This window comes from Roseomonas acroporae (genome assembly GCF_023223525.1).
Classification (GTDB): domain Bacteria; phylum Pseudomonadota; class Alphaproteobacteria; order Acetobacterales; family Acetobacteraceae; genus Roseomonas_E; species Roseomonas_E acroporae.
Window position 1 is genome coordinate 1 of the sequence record NZ_JALPRX010000262.1, and the last position, 251, is coordinate 251.

General features: G+C 66.9%; 1 protein-coding gene. It reads right to left on the minus strand.

The annotated features are described in order from the left end of the window. A partial coding sequence (locus M0638_RS28420) for an ABC transporter substrate-binding protein (protein WP_456316060.1) occupies positions 1-217 on the minus strand: 217 nt, incomplete at its 3' end. Between the last annotated feature and the right edge of the window lie 34 nt (positions 218-251).

Below are 251 nucleotides of genomic sequence, written 5' to 3' on the forward strand. Positions count from 1 at the left end.
TGTGGAGGAAGCCGACGCCGTCGTAGACGGCGCGCTGGTTGATCGGGTCGGGGCCGAGGAAGCCGTCGAAATTGCCCGAGCGCAGGTTGGCCACCATCTCCGGCGGCGCCACGACACGAAGCTGCACGTCGCGGTCCGGGTCCAGCCCGTGCTCGGCCAGGTAGTAGCGCAGCAGGTAGTTGTGCATCGAGAAGTCGAACGGGATCCCGAAGGTCATGCCCTTCCAGTCCTTCGGGTCGCGCCGGTCCTTG